The organism is Oceanispirochaeta sp. (assembly GCF_027859075.1).
Classification (GTDB): Bacteria; Spirochaetota; Spirochaetia; order DSM-2461; family DSM-2461; genus Oceanispirochaeta.
Genome location: NZ_JAQIBL010000126.1, coordinates 1 through 6,562, shown reverse-complemented (window position 1 = coordinate 6,562; position 6,562 = coordinate 1). Strand labels below are relative to the sequence as shown.

Below are 6,562 nucleotides of genomic sequence, written 5' to 3'. Positions count from 1 at the left end.
ATTGAAGAAGAACAACAGGAATTGCTGCCAGAAAACCATAAAAAAATGGTAGAATTCTGTCTGAAAAACGAACATTATCATTATTAAAAAGATATTGAACGAACCAGTAGAAAAGCGGCATAAGTGTAATTAGAAAAAGTACCATATAGTTGCTATTATTATCATGAATAAAAGGATTGCACAAGAATCATCCGGGAAGTATCTACACTGCCATATAAATACGTCTGGACACAAATGACTTATTCCTTTATATTCCCGTGATTAGTGAGATTTATCCCCTTTGACTCTTCTTGGGCGATTATGCTATATTTTCACTTAACTTTGTAGAGGAAGAGTGTTATTCAACTCAGAATAATTCCAAGGAGGAATGTTGGCTGTTAAAGATTTAAGGATTAACGATCAGATTAGGGTGAGAGAAGTCAGACTTATAGATGATGAGGGAAATCAGAAAGGTATTGTAGCGACCAGAGAAGCCCTTGAAATGGCAAAAGAAGCTGGTGCAGATCTGGTTGAAGTAGCTCCACAATCGAACCCCCCTGTGTGTAAGATCCTGGATTACGGAAAGTATAAATTTGACCTGGATAAAAAAAACCGGGAACAGAAAAAGAAACAGAAACTGGTGAAGCTTAAAGAAGTCCGTATGCAGCCCAAGATTGAAAAACACGATCTTGCATTCAAAACAAAACATGTCATGCAATTCCTTGGTGAAGGAAATAAAGTTAAAGTAACCATTCGTTTCCGCGGTAGGGAAATGGCCCATACAGAACTGGGACGAGTTGTTCTGGATAGATTGCTTGAACTGCTGGAAGAAGGTTCATATGTCATTGACAGCCCTCCCCGTCAGGAAGGTCGGTTCATGTCCATGATGTTGAGTCCGAAACAGAAAAAATAATAGAGGGATTCATATGCCTAAGATGAAGACACGTAGAAGTGCTGCGAAACGGTTTAAGATGACCGGCACTGGGAAAGCCAAGTACAAGAAACAGGCTACCCGCCATATTCTGACCAAGAAGTCAGCCAAGAGAAAACGGAAACTCAGACATCCTGATGTAATCAGTAAGACTGAGATTCCAAGACTGAAAATTTTATTGCCTTACGGTTAAGGAAGGAATTAAAGAATGCCTAGAGCAGTACACGGTACAAAAAGAAAGGATCATAGAAAAAAGATTCTTAAAGAAGCCAAGGGATTTTGGGGACGCCGCAGTAAACTGCACCGCGTTGCTAAAGATGCTGTCGCTAAAGCAGGACAATATGCCTATAGAGACAGAAAAGTCCGGAAAAGAGATTTCCGCCAACTTTGGATTGCCAGAATATCTGCAGCTTGTAGAGCCGAAGATATCAGCTATTCAAGATTTATCAATGGATTGAACATTGCCCAGATCGAGATAAATAGAAAATCTCTTTCCAATTTGGCAATCGAGGATCCCAAGGCATTTTCTGCACTTGTAGAAAAAGCAAAAACTTCTTTAGGAGCGTAATTATTCAATGATAACTTTCGATCAAATTCAGTTACTGGAAAAAAAAGTCAGCGATGCAGTTCAATTAATAAAAAAGCTGAAAAAAGAAAATAGTGAAATGAAAGAGGAGCTAACTCTTCTTGAAGAAATGATAGCTGAGCTGGAAAGCCAGAAAATTTCACTGACCAGTGAGCATGAAGTGATAGAAAAAGGTATTTTTGAAGCGCTGAACCAGTTTGACGAACTGGATGACGGAAGCGGTGATGATGAAACTGCAGAGGAAGAGATAACTTCTGAAACTATTTCAGCTAGTGAAGACACTGAAATTGCACAGCCCCAAGTAATATTCAAAGAGGAAGCTTCTCAGGAAGAAGAATCGATAGAAGAAACCATCGAGGTTTCTCTTGCGGATGAATCAGAAGATGACAAGTCATCTGATGAAAAATCTGAATTAGAATTCAGCGATGATAAGGCTGTAAGTGATGAATCAGGCAATCAATCGGAACAGTTGGAAATTGAATCAGAAAATTCTCAGGATGAAGCCCCTGTCATAGAAGAATCTTTGACAGCGGTAGAGTCTTCTTTTGAGAATACAACAGAATCTGAAGAGGAAATCATCAAAAAACCCGCCTCAATCAAGTCTGAAGAAGACAAAAACTCAGGATATCCACAGAACCTGGAAATATTCTGAAAATGAGTGATGACCTGCTTACAGTGAATATTTTGGGTGTAAATCTTACTTTGAAAGCAAAGGATGATTCCACCCAGCTTAAGCAGGTTATCTGGTTTTTAAACAAGAAAATTGAAGAAACCAGGGATAAGCATAAATCGGTTGATCAGTTGAAGCTTTCGATCCTGTCGAGCATATACATTGTAGATGAACTGATCAGTCTTAAAAATTCCCAATATAAAACAGGCACTGACGACACTCTCCCCCAAACTGATATTGTAATTACAGAAGAGGTTGACCGGGCTTTTCAGAGAGTATTAGATGTACTGGATACCAGTGTGAACGAATAATTTTGCCTGCGGTGTACGTGTTTCAGGGATATTTCTCTTGCGACAAGTCATATCCATGGGATTCCCGAATGCTTAGGACTGAATTGCTATCCCTTGCGGAGAAACAGGACGTCCTGGAACGGAAGCCCACTTGAACAATTGAGTTCAAGAGGATGAATTCCCCAAACGGCACTGCGGGTTTTTTCGATTATTATCCAATTGAATTGACCATAGGACAAAATACGATTAAAGTTCTCATATACATTTATGGCTATTGTAACAAACCAGATAATTACTGATCTATATAATAAATTCCGCAGTATTGAAGTAACCTTTAATAAGGACGTGAGTAAAACCACGGGTCTCCAACCCAAGAAGGTTTTTCTTAAACTCAAAGAGGGTCCCTGTCCCTGCATTCTTTATGCGACCAGTCTGGAATCAGCCAGAATCATTGTGTCCCTGCCCCAAATCTTACTCCAGGAGATTATCAAGAATGAAACCAACCTTTCTCTCAGGCTCTCATTCTTAAAGGATGATCTGCCCAAACCGGAAGAATTGAATTTTTTCATTCAGGGTCGCTTGTCAAATTTTACAAAATACTCAGAGACTCAGTCAGACCTTTTCTTTTGCACCATAAAATACTTTACAAAGCCACCGGATAACCTCATCGAAATTCTGGGTTTCCTACTGGAAGCCAACGTAAATGCCTCCAAAAGAAAAGAAGAGCGACTTCTCATTACTGTTGAGAACATGAAAAGAATGGATCTCGGATCTAAAAACTGCATGATCATTGTTGATAACATACCCAGAAAGGGGATTTTAAGAGATCTTTCATTTTCCGGTACCAAGATCATCATCCATGGTAATGCAAAGTTTTTACTGAATAAAACTGCAGAAATTAAAATTTTAAACAAGAAAGGTGAGACCTTAAGCATCGTTGGTCGAATACTCCGCTTTGAAGAAGTTCAAGGAAGAAGGGATTTGGCTGCCATTATCCTTCATTTTACTTTAGAAGCTTTGCCTTTAGCCTATAAAGTGTTGATTAATAACTTCCTTCTTAACCGTTAATTCGTTACATTATTAGAATGAAAAATAATAAACTCAATCAAATTATCTACATATCCGTTCCTGAAGATATAAGCCATAAAATTGGATCCATGGATCTTGATCCCAAAGTACTGCTCCCCATTGAAATCCCCGAAGGAATGAACCCTTCTGACTGGAAGGCAGAAAATTTAAGCTGGGAAATGATCATTTCAGGAATGCTTAAAATATTGGCCTATGACCCGGATAACGAGGATCTCCCCTACTTCCGAATTTTCATAAAATCAACACGCCCGGAAATCACTGCGGAACTGACCCAATCTGCAATAATAAAGGCCCAAAGCTCTGACTATGAACTGGCAGAGGAAATATTCCTGGCCCTCATCGGCTTAGATCCTCAGGATCTGCGCAGCAGGCTTAATCTTGTTCTTCTTTATGAAAACAAACTGAATAATATGAAAGAGAAAACATCATCATCCTTCAATGATCTCAAACTTAAAGTGGAGACTATGTATTCAGAGCTTCTTGGAGAGGCAGAGGATCTACCGGATATATATTTTAATGCCTCCTGGTTTTTCTATAACAGGCAGGACTTCAAACGCAGTTATGAACTTGCATTCAGCTATCTCAGCATGGGAGATGACGAAAAGAAACGCAGTGAGGCTGAAAAACTGATGAGAGAATGCTCAGAACTCAAAGATACTGATGAATTGTATCGGGAAGCCTACAGCCTGGTGAGTGAAGACAGGAATCAAGAAGGATTAGATCTCATCAAGCATTTTCTTGATGAAAATTCACAAGTATGGAATGCCTGGTTTCTCAAGGGCTGGGCCCTGCGTAAAATGTCTCAATTTGAAGAGGGATTCCAATGTTTTTTAAGGGCGGCGGAACTCAAGGGACCTCAAACTGAGATACTGAATGAACTTGCTATCTGCACCCTGGAGCTCGGAGAATACGACAAGAGCCGCCAATACCTGCAGGAGGCATTGGCCCTTAATTCTGAAGATTTAAAGATAATCTCCAATATGGGAATACTTTGCCTCAAAGAAAACAAGAAAGAAGAAGCCTCAGCCTTCTTCAGAACCGTTCTGGCCTTAGACCCGGAAGACCCAATAGCGACAGAGTATCTCGAATTTATTGAAAATAAGTCAAATAACCCCTAAAGTCGGACATCGAATCTCCGACTTGTCGGACAAAATTAAAAAAACTTAATTTTTTTTTCAAGTTATTTCAATCCTCATGACGATATGAATTATAGAGAGTATTAAAACTCTCCGGGCAAGGATGCCCATATTCAATATTCATGGAGGAATATATGATAATTAATCACAACATCAGTGCAATGACTGCGAACAGAAACCTCGGAATCGCCAATACGAATACGGCGTCAAACATGGGGAAACTGTCCTCGGGTATGCGAATCAACAAGGCTGGTGATGATGCTTCCGGTCTGGCAGTATCCGAGAAAATGAGATCTCAGATTCGTGGTTTGAACCAGGCTTCCCGCAACGCATCTGATGGCATCTCATTCATCCAGACTTCTGAAGGCTATCTTCAGGAGTCGACTGACATTATCCAGAGAGTCAGAGAACTGGCTGTCCAGGCTTCAAACGGTATCTACACTGCAGAAGACAGAATGCAGATACAAGTGGAAGTCTCCCAGCTGGTGGACGAATTGGACAGAGTTGCATCACATGCTCAGTTTAATGGAATGAACATGCTGACCGGACGTTTTGCTTCTGATAACGGTTTTAATACTGTTACCTCTTCTATGTGGTTTCATATTGGAGCCAATATGGATCAGAGAGAACAGGTTTATATTGGAACCATGACTGCAGAAGCACTTGGATTACGCGGACTCGGTAGCGGTGAAATTATGTCCATTTCTACTCCTGAACAGTCAAACAGAAACATCGGTGTACTGGACTCAGCTCTTAAAACTGTAAACAAACAAAGAGCTGACCTGGGCGCTTACCAGAACAGACTGGAAATGGCAATCAAGGGAATCGATATCGGCGCAGAGAACCTGCAGGCCGCTGAATCCCGGATAAGAGACCTGGACATGGCAAAAGAAACTGTTGATTTCACAAAAAACCAGATTTTAACCCAGGCTAGCAATGCAATGCTTGCCCAGGCAAATCAGAGATCACAGGCTGTCTTGCAGCTTCTCCAATAGTGTAATATAATCTTCAGTAGAGTATTGTTCAGGATTCTATCCTGTTGCACGTCTTTACTGTAGATTCTCAAACCTAGTTTGAAAATGCAGTGAAGGCGATGTCTTTTTTCCCCCAGGGGTTGAGAGCATCGCCTCTATTGGATACGAAGTTCTTTGAAATAACCCTCCTGTGTATTCACGGGACAGGGAGATGGACACGATTTTTCTTTATGAGGAATCGTGAGTATCTCCCTGTTCAGCTGTCAATGGTAAAGCGGCGCGATAGTAGCTTTTTCCAAAGTCAGGTGCATACAGGTTTGCGGCAAGGATGCCAACAAACATCTCAAGGAGGGTATATGATAATTAATCATAATATGAGCGCCATCAATTCAAATAGGCAGCTCGCTGTTTCTCAAGCTGAAACTGCTAAAAACATGGAAAAGCTTTCGTCAGGACTGAGAATTAACAAGGCAGCTGACGATGCGTCAGGGCTGGCGGTATCTGAAAAAATGCGGAGTCAGATCAGAGGTCTGAATCAGGCAGAAAAGAATATCCAGAATGGAGTTTCTTTTATCCAGACAACCGAGGGATACCTGCAGGAAACGCAGGATATTCTGCATCGTGTAAGAGAATTGTCCGTACAGGCTTCCAACGGTATTTATACTGCGGAAGACAGAATGCAGATTCAGGTCGAAGTCAGCCAGTTGGTTGATGAGATGAACAGAATTGCATCACACGCACAGTTCAACGGCATGAACCTTCTGACCGGCCGGTTTGCGGAAACTTCTGCGACTGGTGATGTCATGCAGCTTCAAGTGGGAGCCAATATGGATCAGAAAGAGTCTATCTTTATTGGAACTATGACTGCTGAAGCTTTAGGTCTTCAAAACGAGCAGGGTGGTGGCGG

8 protein-coding genes, 1 other RNA gene and 1 pseudogene are annotated in these 6,562 nt (G+C 41.1%); all 10 read left to right on the top strand.

The window, feature by feature from the left end:
* The first annotated feature begins 367 nt into the window (after nt 1-367).
* Entirely contained in the window at nt 368-892 is a 525-nt protein-coding gene (gene infC / locus PF479_RS07190) for a translation initiation factor IF-3 (RefSeq protein ID WP_298004170.1), read from the top strand.
* A gap of 13 nt (nt 893-905) precedes the next feature.
* Nucleotides 906-1,103 carry a 50S ribosomal protein L35 gene (gene rpmI, locus PF479_RS07185; protein WP_149485301.1) on the top strand — a complete coding sequence of 66 codons (198 nt, stop codon included), beginning with the start codon at nt 906-908 and terminating at the stop codon, nt 1,101-1,103.
* Nucleotides 1,104-1,118: 15 nt separating this feature from the next.
* Nucleotides 1,119-1,478 carry a 50S ribosomal protein L20 gene (rplT, locus tag PF479_RS07180; protein WP_298004163.1) on the top strand — a complete coding sequence of 120 codons (360 nt, stop codon included), beginning with the start codon at nt 1,119-1,121 and terminating at the stop codon, nt 1,476-1,478.
* 7 nt (nt 1,479-1,485) lie between these two features.
* Nucleotides 1,486-2,148 (top strand): cell division protein ZapB, encoded by a 663-nt coding sequence (locus PF479_RS07175; protein WP_298004160.1) that lies wholly within the window; start codon nt 1,486-1,488, stop codon nt 2,146-2,148.
* Nucleotides 2,149-2,150: 2 nt separating this feature from the next.
* Entirely contained in the window at nt 2,151-2,477 is a 327-nt protein-coding gene (locus tag PF479_RS07170; protein WP_298004157.1) for a cell division protein ZapA, read from the top strand.
* A non-coding RNA gene (gene ssrS / locus PF479_RS07165) (6S RNA) lies at nt 2,478-2,661 on the top strand.
* Between the two features lie 62 nt (nt 2,662-2,723).
* Nucleotides 2,724-3,524: a PilZN3 domain-containing protein gene (locus PF479_RS07160; RefSeq protein ID WP_298004155.1), complete on the top strand. Its 801-nt coding sequence runs from the start codon at nt 2,724-2,726 to the stop codon at nt 3,522-3,524.
* Nucleotides 3,525-3,541: 17 nt separating this feature from the next.
* A complete protein-coding gene (locus tag PF479_RS07155) occupies nt 3,542-4,663 on the top strand; it encodes a tetratricopeptide repeat protein (protein ID WP_298004152.1) in 1,122 nt (373 codons plus the stop codon).
* Nucleotides 4,664-4,815: 152 nt separating this feature from the next.
* A complete protein-coding gene (locus PF479_RS07150; RefSeq protein WP_298004148.1) occupies nt 4,816-5,676 on the top strand; it encodes a flagellin in 861 nt (286 codons plus the stop codon).
* 335 nt (nt 5,677-6,011) lie between these two features.
* Nucleotides 6,012-6,562 (top strand): annotated as a pseudogene (locus PF479_RS07145) (flagellin); the annotation flags it as partial.